Genomic DNA, 16,661 nt, shown 5'->3' on the forward strand with positions numbered 1-16,661 from the left:
ATACTAGTTTTTACTGCTCTGTACTGCCCGTTAATAAACACTCCAACACACACAAAGAATAAGTTAGCGATATACTCGTACCACTGCATTTGGCTAAGCATCCATAATCGATGGTGTTTTTGAATTTTTGATTGCATACGTATTCAATTTTCATTTTGTGAGAACCTCTCTATTGTTAATTCTTTGTAAATATAGAATGCCTATTACTTGACAATACAACGGAACACACAATGAAAATTAAAAAAATAGTAACCACTATTGGGCTAAGCATTGCCCTAAGTGCTACGTCGATTGCAAATGCAACACCAACAACATTCGTCCATCTATTTGAATGGAACTGGCAAGATGTAGCCCTCGAATGTGAACAATACCTAGGACCTAAAGGCTATGCTGCGGTACAGGTATCGCCGCCTAATGAACATATACAAGGCAGCCAATGGTGGACGCGTTATCAACCTGTCAGTTACCTATTGCAAAGCCGAGGCGGTAACCGCGAGCAGTTTATTGATATGGTTAATCGCTGTAATGCCGCTGGCGTTGATATTTATGTAGATACTTTAATCAATCATATGGCTGCAGGCAGTGGTACAGGTACCGCTGGTAATACCTATGGTAATAAACAATACCCAATTTATAGCCCACAAGACTTTCACACCAGTTGCACCATTAATGGCTCTGACTACGGCAACGATCGTTACCGAGTACAAAACTGTGAGTTAGTTGGACTCGCAGATTTAGATACCGCTGCAACGTATGTCCAAAACACATTAGCGGCTTACATTAATGAATTACAAGCCATTGGTGTTAAGGGGTTTCGGTTTGATGCCTCTAAACATGTTGCAGCCAGTGATATTCAAAGTTTAATGGCGAAAGTGAATGGCTCGCCAGTGGTCTTTCAAGAAGTAATTGATCAAGGTGGCGAGGCTGTTGGTGCCTCTGAGTATTTAGCGTCAGGTTTAGTTACGGAATTTAAATACAGCACTGAACTTGGCAATACCTTTAGAAATGGCTCGCTCGCATGGTTAAGTAATTTTGGTGAAGGGTGGGGGTTTATGCCAAGTGCATCAGCTGTAGTATTTGTAGATAATCATGATAATCAACGCGGTCATGGTGGTGCCGGTAATGTAATTACCTTTGAAGATGGCCGCTTGTATGACTTAGCAAACGTATTTATGTTGGCTTACCCATATGGTTATCCAAAAGTAATGTCTAGTTACGACTATCATGGTGACACAGATGCTGGTGGTCCAAGCGTACCTGTGCATAACAACGGTAATTTAGAATGCTTTGCGAGTAATTGGCAATGTGAGCATCGTTGGGCATACATTGCAGGTGGCGTAGATTTTAGAAATAATACGGCTGATAACTGGGCAACAACCAATTGGTGGGATAATACTAATAATCAAATAGCCTTTGGTAGAGGAAGTTCAGGTCATGTTGCCATTAATAAAGAAGGCTCAACACTCAATACTACCGTGCAAACAGATATGGCTCCAGGGCAATACTGTAACGTGCTAAAAGGAGCGCTGACTAATGATGCAACAAGTTGTACTGGTGAAGTTATTACTGTTAATGCAAATGGCACTATAAACTTAAATGTAGCCGCGTGGGATGCAATGGCTATTCATAAAAATGCCAAGTTAACCACTAACTCAACCCCTGCTCCTCAGAGTGATTGGCAGCGAACTGTGATATTTATTAACGCACAAACGCAAACTGGCCAAGATATGTTTATTCGCGGCGGGATTGACCATGTTTATGCGAACACAAATCTTGGGCGTAACTGCCAAACAAGCAACTTTGAATGTGCTATGCCAATTCGCCATAATAATTTGCAAAGTGCCACTACCAGTCCTTGGAAAGCAAACGATAATTACCTAGATTGGTATGGTATTGAAACGGGCCAAAGTAGTGAGGCGCAAGGGACCGCAACCGATTGGACAACTAATATTTGGCCAGCAACTTGGGGAGCAGAAAAAACCGTTGCTAATGATGGCTTTGGTGTTACACCACTGAATATTTGGGGTGAACATTATTGGCTGCTTGATGTTGATATGGATTGCAGCAAAGCGGTTAATGGATGGTTTGAGGTAAAAGCGTTTATTAAAAATGGTCAGGGCTGGGAGGGCAATATCGCGCAAGCAAACCCCCCTTATGCTAGTACTAATCATGTTGCTCAATGCGGCAAAATTAATAAATTTGAGTTTAATAATTCAACGGTAGAAATACGCAATTTCTAATTTTATTACAGATAAATCCCAGCTAAACCATAAGTATGCGTTTAGCTGGGATTTGTAAGTCACTATTATTGCCAAAATGAATTTTGAGCTTTATGGTCATTAGTAACTTTGCGTATCTGCAAATTAGATAAACAGTTATCTAATTACGATTTACTATTAATGCTTGATTAAGTGATTGAATGTAAATAAAGTTAGTTCTTTTTTGATGTTTGAATAGAAAGAGTAATTCTAAATACTCGTTAGCTTTTAAATAATGTATAAGTGCTATAAGTTGAGTGGTTTAATATAACTTACTTAGGCATTATTAAATTGTATACAATGAGTTAGTTAACTATGTCATTTGGGCTAGACAATCACTCCTCTGCGTAGATTTGTTCGCTGTTGCGCGCGGCAATATATTTTAAAGGGAATTAAGGTATCTGGATGAAAGAAATCATGGTTTATGGAACAGTTATCCTTTGTTTCTTTTGTTATGGTCTTTGGCCTTTTATCGCATCAGCTTTACTGGTGTTTATTTCTGATGACCCAACTTTAGGTATTATCAGTTTAGTTATTTGGTCAATTGCTGTTACGATCCAAATAATTGCTATGTGGCAAATATTTAAAAGAAATTCAAAAGGATTACATTTGTTTTTCTCTGTAGTTTTTCTTTACGTATTTTTATATGCGGGTGATTCACTTATCGTTTCATTAGAAAGTAACGCTGTTTTTTCATTTTCAAATATTATAAATAAAGCTATATATCCATTGTTCGCTGCATGGGCTTTGTATTTTAGCGATGCCAAAGATTTCTTTATTAAACCAACTGAGAGTTAGTAATGAGTAAGTGTAATAATTGTAGTGCCAGTATTTCTTTTATGGCAGTTTTAAACACCATGAATCCCTTGAAAGTAAAGTGCTCAAATTGTAAGGAGCCAGTGCGAATTGATAAGGTTAGTGGCGGTATTGCAGCCCTAATTATTTCATCTATTGCAGTGACTATACTGGCGATGTTTTACGGTTCACCAAACTATTGGTTAAAAATAGTTCTGCCTGTAGTGGTAGCTGCCGAGATCGGATATTTTGGCCTCATTAAGTTTGGTATCGTTAAAATTAAAGCAGTTGAGTAAATCATAAAAATTCATCTGTAGATTAGTGTTTCTCACATTTGTGTTAAACGCATAAAATTGCCAATTAAACTCAGCAGTGAGTTTAATTGCACCAGCGATAACACAACAAAGCAGTTCTATTTCTATTAAATACCTTATTGTGCATTGCGGTGTGTTGGTGATGTTTTTATATGTTGAGCAAGCACAGTAATGCTTATCTTGTCTTTAAATAGTAGAGCCTTGCAAATCAATTTTTAATCTTCTATCTAGCTACTTTAACCTGCATTTTATTTTCAATAATTGCCACACCTTGGGTATTTTCTAAAAACTTTTGTGCCAGTGCGCGTTCAAAGCCGGTTTCGGTTATACCGTACAGGGCTACTTTGTTGCCATTAACGTGCACTTGTAGTTGCGAGAGGTGTAGGTTTGGATTGCTGCGCAGTTTATGAATTATAGTCTGTTGTAATGTCGGTTGAGGAGAAACGCTGCTGATCATAATTGTGCTGGTGGCCGCACTGACTTGTATTGTGCAGGCGAGTGAAAATATACAGCATACTAATGACATAGTTAATTTGAAGCGATTCATGATTCCTCCCATAACGTCTATTATATTTATTTAGTGACTAGTAACCCTAGTGTTACAATATTCATTCCAAGATTAAGTCATTGAAATATATTGACAATTTAAAATTTTTGTAAACTATTTAGGAGTTTTTTACATTCAACTGAGTAAAAAATACGGTAATTTTTAATTACTTTAGATTTATTTGTTCCTTTTTTTGTTTTTTTAGAACAATATGATATAAAACTACCTGTAACATTTATTTTACAAAAATCATTGAACTCAAGTAAATCAAAGGCATGTGGTTTAGTTACTGTATAGCCATCTAATTAAAAATATTTTCTTTAATTACAATAGATTAATTGCTCTACTTTCTATGGATAAACAACTGTACTCGGTTTATTGACAGCGTTGTCTTTAGGTGTTTTTATTAAATTGATGTGAATTATTTGTTAATTCAATTCTCTTTAAACTAACATCCAAGGATTTTTAAATGAAAGCGTCGAAAACCCCAACATTCAAAATAACGGCATTAGCGAGTGCTATTTTGTTATCAACAGCTGGTTCTGCAATCGCTGAGCAAGTAGAGTCAGAGCGTTTTATTGTGCATTTATCTGAGCAAACGACTGCTCTACATACTGCGTTTGCTCAAAGTAAAGCGCAGATTAATAATATTAAAGTAAGCTTGATGAGCGATGTTGCTACTCAAGCTAATGTTGAAGTACTACAAAGCTTGCCTGATATTAACGCAATGGCGGTGGTTTTAACGGCGGATCAAAAAGCTCGTTTATTACAAAGTAGCGATGTAGCCAGTATAGAAGTGGATCCAAAGCGTTATTTAATGGCCGAAAGCACCCCATATGGTATTACTATGGTTCAAGCTCAACAACTTTCAGATAACCTAACTGGCAGTCAAAAAGTATGTATTATGGATACTGGCTACACACTAAATCATCCTGACTTACCAAATACAGGCGTCACTGGCAGTGATGGTTATGGCGCTAATGATACAGGTAATTGGTATAACGATGGTAACGGCCATGGTACACATGTTGCGGGTACTATTGCAGCGTTAGGTGGAAATGGTCAGGGTGTTGTTGGGGTTAATTCTTCGGGCCAATTGGGTTTACACATTGTTAAGGTATTTAACGACCAAGGAAGATGGGCATATGGTTCTGACCTTGTTGCAGCTATCAGTCAATGTCAAGCCGCAGGGGCAACAGTGACCAGTATGAGTTTGGGGGGGCCTCAATCATCTAATGCTGAGCGCCAAGCTTTTGCTAATAGCTATTCGCAAGGTATGTTGCATATTGCAGCTGCAGGTAATGATGCGAATAGCTCGTTAAGTTACCCTGCATCTTATGATGCGGTTATATCTGTGGCGGCAGTTGATAGAAATGGTAATAAGGCATCGTTCTCACAATATAATTCACAGGTTGAAATTGCAGCGCCAGGCGTTGGTACTAACTCAACATGGAATAATGGCGGGTATAAGAGTATAAGTGGTACTTCCATGGCAACACCGCATGTATCTGGTGTAGCTGCATTAGTCTGGAGTCACTTTCCAAACTGTAGTAATCAACAAATTCGTGATGCTTTAAATACCACTGCGCAAGATCGTGGCGCACAAGGGCGGGATACCTCATACGGTTTTGGTATTGTTAAAGCAAAAGATGCCTATGATTATTTAGCACAATCTGACTGCGGTGGTGGTAGTGGCATGGATAATGTGCCAGTTGCAAGTTTTAGTGCAACCGTAAATGATAAACAGGTTACTTTCAATAATACCTCTACGGATGATAAAGGGATCAGCAGTTATAGTTGGAGTTTTGGCGATGGCAATTCATCGAATACTAAAAACCCTATTCATACTTATACTGCAGAAGGTAATTATACAGTCCTTTTAGAAGTAACTGACACCATAGGACAAACAAATCAGCGTAGTCAAACTGTGACTATCTCATCGAATCCTCCTGGCGGTTGTGATGGTTTAGCTAGTTGGGATGCAGCAAAGTCATACCGTGTTGGTGATTTGGTTGAGTTTAACCAAGTTAAATATAAAGCAACTTGGTGGTCAACGGGGGCAAGTCCAGCGATTTATTCTAATGTTTGGTCGCGTCAAGGTAATTGTCAAAATGACGGTGATGTTAATCAAGCACCTAAAGCGAACTTTGATTTTAGTGTCAATGGGTTGGCTGTCAGTTTCACTAATGCATCGACTGATGATGTGGCTGTTACAACCTATAATTGGACTTTTGGTGATGGCAGTGTCGCTAATACCGTAACACCCAATCATACTTATCAAGCCGCAGGTTCCTATGATGTAGCACTTACGGTAAGTGACGCCCAAGGACTTAATCATACCTTAACTAAAACAGTAACTGTTACAGATGGCACACAAACTGGCTGTACAGACTTATCGAACTGGAGTGCAAGTGCTGTATACACGGCTGGCGAAGAGGTGGCCTATAATGGTAAGCGCTACAGTGCGAAATGGTGGACACGCGGTGCAAACCCTGCTGATAATTCCAGCGCATGGGCCGTTTGGAAAGACCTAGGAGTTTGTCAGTAGCTGTTGGTAATTAAACTAAAAAGCCGAGACTATGAATATGAAGTAACCCCATAAGTCTCGGCTTTTTATGTAGCGTCAAAGCAGATGAATTATTTCTTTTTCTTAGCTTTTGCTTTGGCCTTTTTACGGGCTTTGATTTTTACCGGATCTTTATGTTTTTTGATTGGCGCTTTAGCTTCTTTATGACGCGGCTCAAATCCTTTAACAACACGGCGTTTAAGGCGCAGCTCAATGTAGCGTTCAATTTTTGCTAATACTGCAATGTCATGGGCTTCTACTAACGAAATTGCAATGCCTTTCTTACCTGCGCGAGCAGTGCGGCCAATACGGTGAACATACACGTCTGCTGTGCGTGGCATATCAAAGTTGATCACATGACTAATATCAGCCACATCAATACCGCGGGCGGCAACATCAGTCGCAACTAATATTCTTGTACGGCCACTGTGGAAATTTTCCATTGCCTTCATGCGTTTGTCTTGTGGCATCTCGCCACGTAACCAGGCTGCGCGAACCCCAGCATTGGTCAGCTCGCCGACTAATGTTTCTAGGCGATCACGGGTTTTAACAAACACAATAGCTTTGCTTAAGTCTTCACTGTTTAGTATTTCAACCAACATTGCTAATTTATGGTTGTAATCATCAGCAATGTGTACCCATTGGTGGATTTTAGCTTTTTCTTTACGTGAAGATTCAGCTTCTAATAGGGCTGGATCTTTTAAAATTTGCTCTGCAAATCGTTCAACGCTATCGCCTTCAAGAGTGGCTGAGAATAAAAAGCACTGACGACGATTTTTTGCTTCTTCACAAATACGCATCATTTCTTTACGAAAGCCCATGTCTAACATGCGGTCTGCTTCGTCTAAAATAAGCATCTCGACGTTTTCGGCATGAAAGTTTTCGGTTTCTAAATATTCCATTAATCGCCCTGGTGTGGCGATTAATATATCGTTATTTTTTTCAAAAATTTCTTTATGCGTACCGTAGTTAATACCGCCAGTAACAACACCAATTTTAAGGTTAGTGCCTTTAGCAAGTAGTTCACACTGTTCATGAATTTGATAAGCTAACTCGCGCGTTGGAGTCATGATCAAAACACGGGCAAAACCAGGCTCGCGACGCGGGAAATCAAGTAAGTATTGAATCGCCGGGATCAAAAATGCCGCTGTTTTACCAGTACCGGTTGGTGCAGAGGCTAAAATATCACGGCCTTGCAGCGCTTCAGGGATCGCTTGTTGTTGAATGCTAGTTGGGGTTTCGTAACCCATTTTAGCAACGGCTTGTAGTATCTTGTTATCAATATCAAAATCAGAAAATTGCATAGAGTGTCAAAAATAGAGGACAATTGCTGGTAATTATACGCGCTATCCGCCAGTTGGTGAATGAAAAGGTGAAAAAATGTCAGGCTTTGTGTTTAAACAATTTAAAGTAGCGCAAACGCGCAGTGCGATGAAGGTCTCGACGGATGGAATTTTACTCGGTGCATGGGCTGACTTAACTACTTCACAGCGGTTACTTGATATTGGCACAGGTACTGGGTTGTTGGCATTAATGTGCAAGCAACGCAAACCAACTATGCAGGTTAATGCTGTTGAAATTGATGCCAATGCATGTGCTGATGCGCAGCAAAATTTTACAAATAGCCCATGGCCAGATATTACACTGATGCAAAAAGCTATTCAGCAAGTAACCACCACAACTGAGTTTGATGTTGTGATCAGTAACCCTCCGTATTTTAATGCCAGTTTAAAAGGGCAGGACTTAGCTCGTAATACCGCACGTCATACAGATAGCTTAAGTTTTAGTGAGTTAATCACTGCATTCAAACACCTTAGTCACCAAAATGCTTTTTTAAATGTGATCCTACCTTGCCCTGAGGCGCAGTTGTTTATTGCACAAGCGCAATTACAAGGTTTGTATTTAGTGCGCCATTGTTTAGTACAAACTACTGCCACTAAAGCGCCGAGCAGGAGCTTAATGTGCTTTGCTTATCAGATGCAAGAATGCGAGCTGACCAGCTTAACGATTCATGGCCAAGGGGCTCAATATAGCGATGAGTATATAGCTTTATGTAAAGACTTTTACTTGAAAATGTAATCATCATTGAATAAAAGGTACATTTATCGCACACTGATGAAAAACCTGAGTGATAGATATGGATAATCAACTACCTAAACCTTTTATTTTTGTACTTTCCTTAGTGCAAGGCATTATTCTTACTTTGTTATATCGCAGTGTTGAAAATCAGCTATGGCCTGCGACAGAGCCAGTTTGGTTGTTTTCTTTAGTTACTTTTACCATTAGTTTTGTGCTACTGACTTTACTTGCTGTAGAGCAAGCTAATATTAAAAAACTGCTTAGTTACTTGTTACCATTTAGTCTGTTGTTATCACTCCTTGGTGCTTATATTGGTGCTCAGCAATACCCTATTGCGCTGGTTAATAACGATGCTTTAACGGCCATTTTTATATTCACAGCCTTAATTGCCAGCTTTAAAGCACTTATGTATATCCAACAACTGATTGGTAATGAAGCAATTAGTTATAGCCAATTAGTCAAGCTCTCATGGCGTAACTTTATTTTGTTTGCAGAGTGTTGGTTATTCGTTTTAATTTTCTGGGGAATTTTGCAGTTAGGAGCGGCGCTATTTAATGCGTTAGAGATTACATTTTTCTCTGAGCTACTCAAAAAAGACTGGTTTTGGATCCCAACTTTAACCTTAGCGTTCGGTTTTGCCACGGTGATCTTTAGAGGGGTTATGCATATAGAAGATAACATCTCATTTTTATTGCAAACCTTGATTAAGTTTTTACTGCCAGTACTTACGGTTATTTCTTTAGGCTTTTTAGCGACGCTACCGTTTACGGGGCTAGATAAATTATGGCAAACAGGCAGTGGTAGCTCGTTAGTTTTATGGTTACAGGTACTCACTTTATTTTTTGTGAATACGGTTTATCAATACGCTGCTGATCAGCGACCTTATAAAATTGTAATACATAGGTTAGTATTTTTTGGTATTGCTTTATTACCAATTTACAGTGTGATTGCCGCTTATGGCATTTGGCTTAGAGTTGAACAATACGGGATCACGGTGGGTCGCTGCTGGGCTATTTTAGTGTGTCTTTTACTTGCGTGTTTTTCATTTGGGTATTTAGTCGGGATCGTTAAAAAGCGCGATGCATGGCAACAAGTGCAAAGCAAAGTTAATATTGTGATGGGAGTGGTGATTTTAATATTTATGCTACTAGTGAACTCGCCAGTTTTGAATTTTCAGCGTTTATCTACCGAGAGTCAAATCGCGCGCTTAAATGAAGGTGACGTGAGTATTGAAGAATTTGATTATTATTACTTCTCAAGTAATTTAGGACGCCAAGGCTATCTTGCAATGCAAAAGTTACAAGCGCAAATTCAGAGTACTCATCCAGAGCAAGCAATGATCATTGAGCGAATGTATGTCAACTCAGATAATCCAGAGTTTGAGGCTTTAGCCGAGCAAACATCAATAACAGAGTTTGTTACGCACTCGACGTTTTGGCCTAGGCAGCAGGTGTTTTCGGATGAGTTAATTCAGGCTGTATTCGAGAGCTTACATTTCAACCGCTGGACACCGCTTAAAAGTCATTCATTTTATTTTATCGCCATAGATTTAAACCAAGATGAACAACTCGATTATGTATTTATAGATGAATCGAATCACTCTACTGAAGCTAATCTGTGGTTGCATGATGGCACTCAATGGCAATCAAAATACATGACTATCGATAATCCCGAGCAAATTAAATTACTAAAAACACTGATTGATGCAGATAACATTGAGGTTGCACAACCCAAATATAATGATTTGAAAATTGGCGATGTGCTGTTTAAAGTCAGGAGTAATATTGATTACTAAACAGGGTTTAAGGTCAGAGTGTTCAAAATATTAGTTGGTAATTCAATATAAAGTTCAACGCTATAACGTTTAGCGTAATACATTGAATCACCAAACTAATAAATATTGTTAGGCTAAGTAACAGCAGGAGCATACAGAAAATTATTCTGCTATAGCTCCTGGTATTTCTGTAATTACAGCCAGATACAGGCTTTAATTGGCATCAAATAACTCAAATATTCGGTTGTCACCAGGAGCCGTTTTTACCACTTGCAACAAGGCATTTGCCACGTTTTCACGGCTGACTTTTGCATCTTTACGTTCACTTGGCCGTTGTGTGGTGATTTGCAATGAAGCACTGTCGTTGGTAAGTGAACCTGGGCGTACAATAGTATAATTTAGGCCGCTATTGATTAGATGTTCGTCAGCCATATGTTTAGCAACTAAGTAAGGTTTTAAATCGCTTTCTGTTGCATCAGGATCATCTGCGCCAATTGAACTGACCATAATAAAGTTTTTTATATCATATTGCTTTGCATAATTTACGGCTTTAACCGCAGCCCATAAATCAATTAATAATGTTTTATCATCGCCGGTATTTCCGCCAGAACCGGCAACAAAAATTACCTGTTCGCAGCCGGCAAATGCTTGGCTAAAGTCACCCTCGAGATCTTGCTCGGTCACGCTGAGGTAGGGACTATTTAAATCGCTTAACTTATTTTTATCACGTACGAGAGCGACAACCTGATGCTGATCATTAAGTAGTAACTGTGTCGTTATTTTACCAATCTGGCCACTTGCGCCTATGATTAATGTTTTGCTCATCATTAACTCCTTCAAAAAATAGCTAAATTGCTCACTGTGTTTATAGACCTTGGGGGAGATATTTATTTTTAAAGGGCTAGAACCACTTTATTACTTAAACCAGAGTATTTAGTTTTCATTTTTGTAAAGCTGACTTTCAGCTGATATCGACTAACCTTTATTTAATAAGGTCACACATTTGGAGCGTAAAATGACGGTTTCAGCAATACCAAAGGGGTATCATGCAATTACTCCTTACTTGATAATTAACGGCGCAGCAAAAGCAATAGAGTATTATGAGAAGGTATTTAATGCCCAGCTCATTATGCAAATGCCGCTGCCAGATGGCGGCATTGCTCACGCAGAAATTAAAATTGGTGATTCGCATATTATGCTTTCAGATATGTGCCCTGAAGCGCATTTTAAAAGCCCTGATGAGCTTGGCGGAACGCCTGTGAGCTTAATGCTTTACGTTGCAGATGTAGATGCCGTATTTGCTAATGCGGTTGCCTTAGGTGGTAAAGAAATACGCCCAGTACATGACCAATTTTACGGTGATAGGGCCGGTACATTACAAGACCCATTTGGCCATGTATGGACAATAGGCACTCATAAAGAAGACCTCAGCGATGACGAGATTAGTCAACGCATGGTTGATCTGATCAGTAAAGAAGAAGACGCATAAATTACAGTGGCTGATATCTGATCTCATAGTTTTGAAAAATAGGTTTATATTTCATCTGAAAGACAGCTATGAGCGAGAAGCAGCCAGTCACAAAAATGGTGACGCATGACATCACAGTTGATTTATCCATAGCCCTCACTGTTAATTGGCATCTTGCCATTTACTGTTATGATGAATAGTATAATTGTGGTGACAAAGAAAATTGCGCGAACGAGTTAGCAACCTTGCTTGCTGCATCAAATCAATGAGTTAACCTGCTTAATTGCTTCAGGCTAATATTGGCTGTGCGGGCGAAAAATATCCTTGCTTAACGGTTAAATATTAGGTTTAATGAACAGATAATAAACGCTGAGCAACGCAGGGAAAGCTTAAATTATAATAGGTAAGCTTATTATTAAATTAGCTGATTTAGCTAGAGCCTCTAAAAAGCAAATTCCCATAGCATAAACAACACCAACTTTGACACACAGAGCAGGTAGCGCCTCAGTCCAACAAGCGATTATGTAACACAAACTGCGTGTCGCATAAATACTAAAATGTTAAATTTCAGTCAATAAAGGAGTATTAAATGGCATCAAACTCTTTAGCTACAATCCATAATTCATCCTTAGCTGCACAAGACTATTTCCTAAAAAGTTATGAGAGAGCTGCGATGTCAGTTGAATTACTATCTGAAAAGCTTCGGCATGTTGAAGGTGCGGAAGCTGATGCCGTTCGTTTAACATGTGTTCATTCAGGGAGAATTATTTTACTCGTTTTAGCAGACGCTAGACCTGGCGAAGTTGGTATATCTTTAGCGAATAAAGGAGATGAGGATGCACAATTTGTAGAGGCTGTTGACGAAAATAATGTTGACTCAGAGTTCATTCTAAAACTACTTGAAGCAAATATGAGCAAAGGGCCAAAAGAAATTTAACAAGGCGTTAAATGCTAGGAGATTGAGTAAGCATGGAAGAGATATATCCAGTCGAAGAGTTACAAGAAAAGTTTGAAGCTGAAGTCAGCGTCGAATACTACTTCATGAAAGACATAGACACTATTGCCAAACTTGAACCGAATTGCTTATGTGAAATCGGTGGTAACGCTTGGATGCATTATGTTGAGTCAGGAGCTAAAGTTAACCCACGCAAGTTAAGTGAGCACTTTGATAACGGGAACCCATTTCTTTTCAGAGAAGTTGAGAAGGTTATGAAAAGAAAAGTTCTTCAAGACATAATGCTAGTGCATGCCAAGGTACAAGATCCTGAACTAGAAAATAAAATTTGTGGTCAATTTTTTCTTGCTAGAGTTTATCCAAATAACTTACATATCTCGGATGTTGAATTCAGTAATCCATATGAACCAGTACCAGAGAATGAGAAAAAGCATCATTTTCATGAATATCGTAGTCTCGGCCTGTTTGCTAAATTACTAAAGAATATCATTGCCTACGGTAAGAAGAATAGTATTGCGAAAATTACGCTGTCGGCCGCCTCAGATCATCAAATTAAATATTTTGAATCGCATGGCTTTAATATTGAGAACAACAATTTTTCAAAAGACGCTCTTGAACATGGTATGAGTATACCTATGGAGCGTAAATGCATTTAACAAGCAAAGGCAGTCGGACGCGTAAACGCGCCGCTGCTTTGGGCGTTGTTCGCACTGTCCGCTCATGGCACTTTGGCGAAGTTCGGCTTGGATCGATATTCAGCCACATTACAAAATAGTATCTAAAACAGTTTTCTCAAGAGGTTTTAATTTCCACCCAGAATCATACTTAAAGTGACTCCTGAATATTTCATCATACTTCGATTCTAAATAAAGGTTGGCTTCACTTGAGTTTGTTGCTCCATGAAATTCTGTAATTTGTTGGAAAAGGGAGTAATAAGTATTCATTAGAGTAATAACATCGTTATCATTATTTACCCCCCAATTTCGATGACTAAAACCGGCTAGTTTAAACTGAATTGTGTATGTACCTTTTACTTCATTAGACAAATAAATTTTGTACTTCTTAACTTCATCATCAATCTGTTTAATAAACTCATCGATAATTGATAATGATATTAAAAAGCAAGGTGAATTAATCGAAGATGATTTAAAAAAAATTGCATAAGATATTTGAGGTGATATTTTTACTTTAAAAGTAGATATAGAATCTTCGTTCTCTAGCTTTTTTATATATTCGTTATAGCTGTCAAAATGATTAAAATAATTATTTGCAGCGTTGTTCTGTTCAACCAAAAGATTACTTTTTGCTTTTTGTTTAGAAGAGTGAAACCTGTTAATCATTACAGCCAAAGTTAGTGGCACTGTCAGTAGCGTAATAGGGAAAGCATAATAAAGAGCAAAGTTAGCTAATGACTCAGAGCTAACGTTGGGGTTATATAGACCTTTCGTGATTAACTCCTCAGTCAACCTATAAACAATCCATGCAATAAATACTAACGGAGCTAAAACAACCAACCAAAAGAGTCTATTTTCGTGAAGGGCTTTATCCTCTTGAACTTTAATCCAATCACTAATCAGCCACTTTAGAATTCTTTTAAACGTTTCCACACCAGGTCCCTTGAACTATATTTTGAACCACTATATTCATAAAATACGAAAAAACCAAGAACGGTGTATTATAAATAAGCTCAATTTTAAAGGTTCAACAAATTATTGAACGCGCAGATAACTCGCTTACTTTTATATGGTATAGCCATAACTGATAATCTAAACATATACAACCCAGACAAGTGCCTTTTACCAAACCGCGAAGGAGCTATGCCGCAATTGTATGCTGCACTCACTAAAAACATCGAAAAAGATAAGTAAAAAAGTCTAAACATTTAAATCTTAACGTCATATATCACGATTCATTAACGTCTGCTCATGGCACTTTGCCGATATTACGGCTGTGAGCTGTTACCAGCAATGCAAAAATGATCCACTTCAACAATTGAAATCTGATCCAGTTAACTTAACACTGGTGCTTTTGGATAAGCACCATGATTTCAAAAGAAGAGTTCATGAAAATAAAAGTCTTAGCCATGCAAGGCATGTCTCAACGAGCCATCGCTAAACAATTGGGCATATCGCGCAACACCGTTAAAAAATACCTTCAAGGTGACTTTGACGAGCCGCATTATGCTACTCGTAAAACGGGTATTTCAAAATTAGAGGCATTTAAACCGTATTTACATTCTCGATTAGCTAAAGCCGCTCCAATACATTTATCAGCCGTTGTTTTACTCAGAGAAATTAAAGAGCAAGGCTATACCGGAGAAATATCGTTACTACGCCAGTACTTGTATCAATATCGAGGTAGCGTTGAACCCCAACCCATTATTCGCTTTGAAACAGAAGCGGGCAAACAAATGCAAGTTGATTGGGGCCAAATGCGAGGTGGGAAATCACCACTGCACGCCTTTGTCGCTGTTTTAGGCTTCAGCCGTGCATTGTTTGTCGCAATCACTGATAACATGCGCTATGAAACACTCGAAGCGTGTCATCGCCAAGCCTTTGAGTATTTCCAAGGCATTCCACAGCAAGTGTGGTATGACAATATGAAAACAGTGGTAATAGAGCGTGATGCTTACGGTGAAGGCAAACATCGCTTTAATCAATGCTTTTATCAATTTAGTAAAGAAATGGGGTTCATTCCAAAGCTCTGTAAACCCTACCGCCCACAAACAAAAGGGAAAGTAGAGCGAATGGTGCGCTATGTGCGCGATAACTTTTATCAGCCATTAGCCACTAAATTATTTGCCCTTGAACTTACTTTGGACGTTGAAACAGCCAATGTTGAAGTCATTAACTGGTTGAACACAGTGGCTAACCAGCGCATTCACGACACAATAAAAGTAAAGCCCGCAGATAGATTAAAAGAAGAGCAAGCGTACCTACAACCTTTACCCCCGCTCCAACCTGTTGCACCACCACAGCCGGCAGAAGTGGCTATACCTGTATTTGATATGTCCTTCGAGACTCACCCGTTACATCATGACTTAAACATTTACGCGCAATTCTCGGAGGCACTATGAACTTGCAACTCGCACGCTTACATGAACTAACGGAGGAGCTGCAACTCGCCGGTGTTGAAACAAATGCAACAGCGCTAGCGCAGCAAGCAGCAAAAGAGGAATGGGATTATTTACAGTTCTTAGAGCGCGTACTGCAAGGTGAGCAGGCGTACCGGCACCAACGTAAACAGGTTATGTTTACGCGTATGGCTGGATTTGCGTCATTAAAATCGCTTGAGGAGTTTGACTTTACGTTTGCCACCGGTGTGCCCAAAAAACAAGTTAACGAGCTTGCCACACTCTCGTTTATTGAACGAAAAGAAAACGTCGTTCTGCTCGGGCCATCAGGTGTAGGCAAAACACATATTGCCAGTGCGCTAGGTTACAAGGCAGTGCAAGCAGGCTTAAAAACCCGCTTTATTAGCGCGTCTGATTTAATATTGCAATTAACCACAGCGCAACGTCAAGATAAGTATAAACAAGTGATGCAGCGCTCAGTTCTGGCACCCAGGCTACTAATAATTGATGAAATAGGCTATTTACCGTTTAGTGCTCAGGAATCTAAATTATTGTTTGATGTCATTGCAAAGCGTTATGAAAAAGGAGCGGTCATACTCACCAGTAACCTCCCATTTGGACAATGGGGGAGCATTTTTGCGAATGACACAGCGTTAACATCAGCGATGTTAGATAGAATTTTACACCACTCACATATTGTTCAAATTAAGGGGGAAAGTTATAGGATCAAAGAAAAGAAACAAGCCGGATTAATGGAAAACCTTAATAAATAGTGGATCATTATTCAAATGGTGGAGTGGATCACTTTTCGGTTGTTGTTGACATGAGCGAT

Annotated in this window: 15 protein-coding genes; 11 read left to right on the top strand and 4 right to left on the bottom strand. The window is 39.0% G+C overall.

Features of this window, described 5'->3' with window-relative positions:
• The first annotated feature begins 230 nt into the window (after positions 1-230).
• The 3 genes from PVK79_RS05005 to PVK79_RS05015 all read left to right on the top strand — a co-directional run bounded on the left by PVK79_RS05005 (position 231) and on the right by PVK79_RS05015 (position 3,349).
• Positions 231-2,240: an alpha-amylase gene (locus PVK79_RS05005; protein ID WP_257325426.1), complete on the top strand. Its 2,010-nt coding sequence runs from the start codon at positions 231-233 to the stop codon at positions 2,238-2,240.
• 423 nt (positions 2,241-2,663) lie between these two features.
• Positions 2,664-3,056: a hypothetical protein gene (locus PVK79_RS05010; RefSeq protein ID WP_182731847.1), complete on the top strand. Its 393-nt coding sequence runs from the start codon at positions 2,664-2,666 to the stop codon at positions 3,054-3,056.
• A gap of 101 nt (positions 3,057-3,157) precedes the next feature.
• Positions 3,158-3,349 carry a hypothetical protein gene (locus PVK79_RS05015; RefSeq protein ID WP_145237732.1) on the top strand — a complete coding sequence of 64 codons (192 nt, stop codon included), beginning with the start codon at positions 3,158-3,160 and terminating at the stop codon, positions 3,347-3,349.
• A 241-nt stretch (positions 3,350-3,590) separates the two neighbouring features.
• Here the strand turns inward: PVK79_RS05015 and PVK79_RS05020 are convergent, their stop codons facing one another.
• Positions 3,591-3,914, bottom strand: a complete 324-nt coding sequence (locus PVK79_RS05020) for a BON domain-containing protein (protein ID WP_182759996.1) — start codon at positions 3,912-3,914, stop codon at positions 3,591-3,593.
• 469 nt (positions 3,915-4,383) lie between these two features.
• Between PVK79_RS05020 and PVK79_RS05025 the strand changes: the two genes are divergently transcribed.
• The gene (locus PVK79_RS05025; RefSeq protein WP_338052621.1) at positions 4,384-6,462 is read left to right on the top strand and encodes a S8 family serine peptidase; all 2,079 of its coding nucleotides are present in this window, start codon (positions 4,384-4,386) and stop codon (positions 6,460-6,462) included.
• An 89-nt stretch (positions 6,463-6,551) separates the two neighbouring features.
• Here PVK79_RS05025 and srmB read toward each other — a convergent pair whose 3' ends face one another.
• Complete coding sequence (srmB, locus tag PVK79_RS05035; RefSeq protein ID WP_145237725.1) at positions 6,552-7,784, bottom strand: ATP-dependent RNA helicase SrmB; 1,233 nt, start codon at positions 7,782-7,784, stop codon at positions 6,552-6,554.
• A gap of 76 nt (positions 7,785-7,860) precedes the next feature.
• Here srmB and PVK79_RS05040 point away from each other — a divergent pair, with 76 nt between their 5' ends.
• Positions 7,861-8,559, top strand: a complete 699-nt coding sequence (locus PVK79_RS05040; RefSeq protein WP_145237721.1) for a tRNA1(Val) (adenine(37)-N6)-methyltransferase — start codon at positions 7,861-7,863, stop codon at positions 8,557-8,559.
• 58 nt (positions 8,560-8,617) lie between these two features.
• On the top strand, positions 8,618-10,354 hold the full coding sequence (locus PVK79_RS05045; protein ID WP_257325427.1) for a DUF4153 domain-containing protein: 1,737 nt from the start codon (positions 8,618-8,620) through the stop codon (positions 10,352-10,354).
• Between the two features lie 192 nt (positions 10,355-10,546).
• Here PVK79_RS05045 and PVK79_RS05050 read toward each other — a convergent pair whose 3' ends face one another.
• On the bottom strand, positions 10,547-11,158 hold the full coding sequence (locus tag PVK79_RS05050; protein WP_182731851.1) for an SDR family oxidoreductase: 612 nt from the start codon (positions 11,156-11,158) through the stop codon (positions 10,547-10,549).
• 190 nt (positions 11,159-11,348) lie between these two features.
• Here PVK79_RS05050 and PVK79_RS05055 point away from each other — a divergent pair, with 190 nt between their 5' ends.
• From PVK79_RS05055 to PVK79_RS05065, 3 genes are all read left to right on the top strand, one after another.
• Positions 11,349-11,822 carry a VOC family protein gene (locus tag PVK79_RS05055; RefSeq protein ID WP_145237712.1) on the top strand — a complete coding sequence of 158 codons (474 nt, stop codon included), beginning with the start codon at positions 11,349-11,351 and terminating at the stop codon, positions 11,820-11,822.
• A 568-nt stretch (positions 11,823-12,390) separates the two neighbouring features.
• Positions 12,391-12,738 (top strand): hypothetical protein, encoded by a 348-nt coding sequence (locus tag PVK79_RS05060; protein ID WP_257325428.1) that lies wholly within the window; start codon positions 12,391-12,393, stop codon positions 12,736-12,738.
• Between the two features lie 32 nt (positions 12,739-12,770).
• A complete protein-coding gene (locus tag PVK79_RS05065; RefSeq protein WP_257325429.1) occupies positions 12,771-13,412 on the top strand; it encodes a GNAT family N-acetyltransferase in 642 nt (213 codons plus the stop codon).
• Positions 13,413-13,520: 108 nt separating this feature from the next.
• Here PVK79_RS05065 and PVK79_RS05070 read toward each other — a convergent pair whose 3' ends face one another.
• Complete coding sequence (locus tag PVK79_RS05070; protein WP_257325430.1) at positions 13,521-14,363, bottom strand: hypothetical protein; 843 nt, start codon at positions 14,361-14,363, stop codon at positions 13,521-13,523.
• 434 nt (positions 14,364-14,797) lie between these two features.
• Between PVK79_RS05070 and istA the strand changes: the two genes are divergently transcribed.
• Both istA and istB read left to right on the top strand, forming a co-directional pair.
• Positions 14,798-15,832, top strand: a complete 1,035-nt coding sequence (gene istA / locus PVK79_RS05075) for an IS21 family transposase (RefSeq protein ID WP_182762801.1) — start codon at positions 14,798-14,800, stop codon at positions 15,830-15,832.
• Positions 15,829-16,602: an IS21-like element helper ATPase IstB gene (gene istB, locus PVK79_RS05080; protein ID WP_182762799.1), complete on the top strand. Its 774-nt coding sequence runs from the start codon at positions 15,829-15,831 to the stop codon at positions 16,600-16,602. Before istA ends, istB begins: the two co-directional genes overlap by 4 nt.
• Positions 16,603-16,661: the final 59 nt, after the last annotated feature.

Source organism: Pseudoalteromonas rhizosphaerae (assembly GCF_028885455.1).
Classification (GTDB): Bacteria; Pseudomonadota; Gammaproteobacteria; order Enterobacterales; family Alteromonadaceae; genus Pseudoalteromonas; species Pseudoalteromonas rhizosphaerae.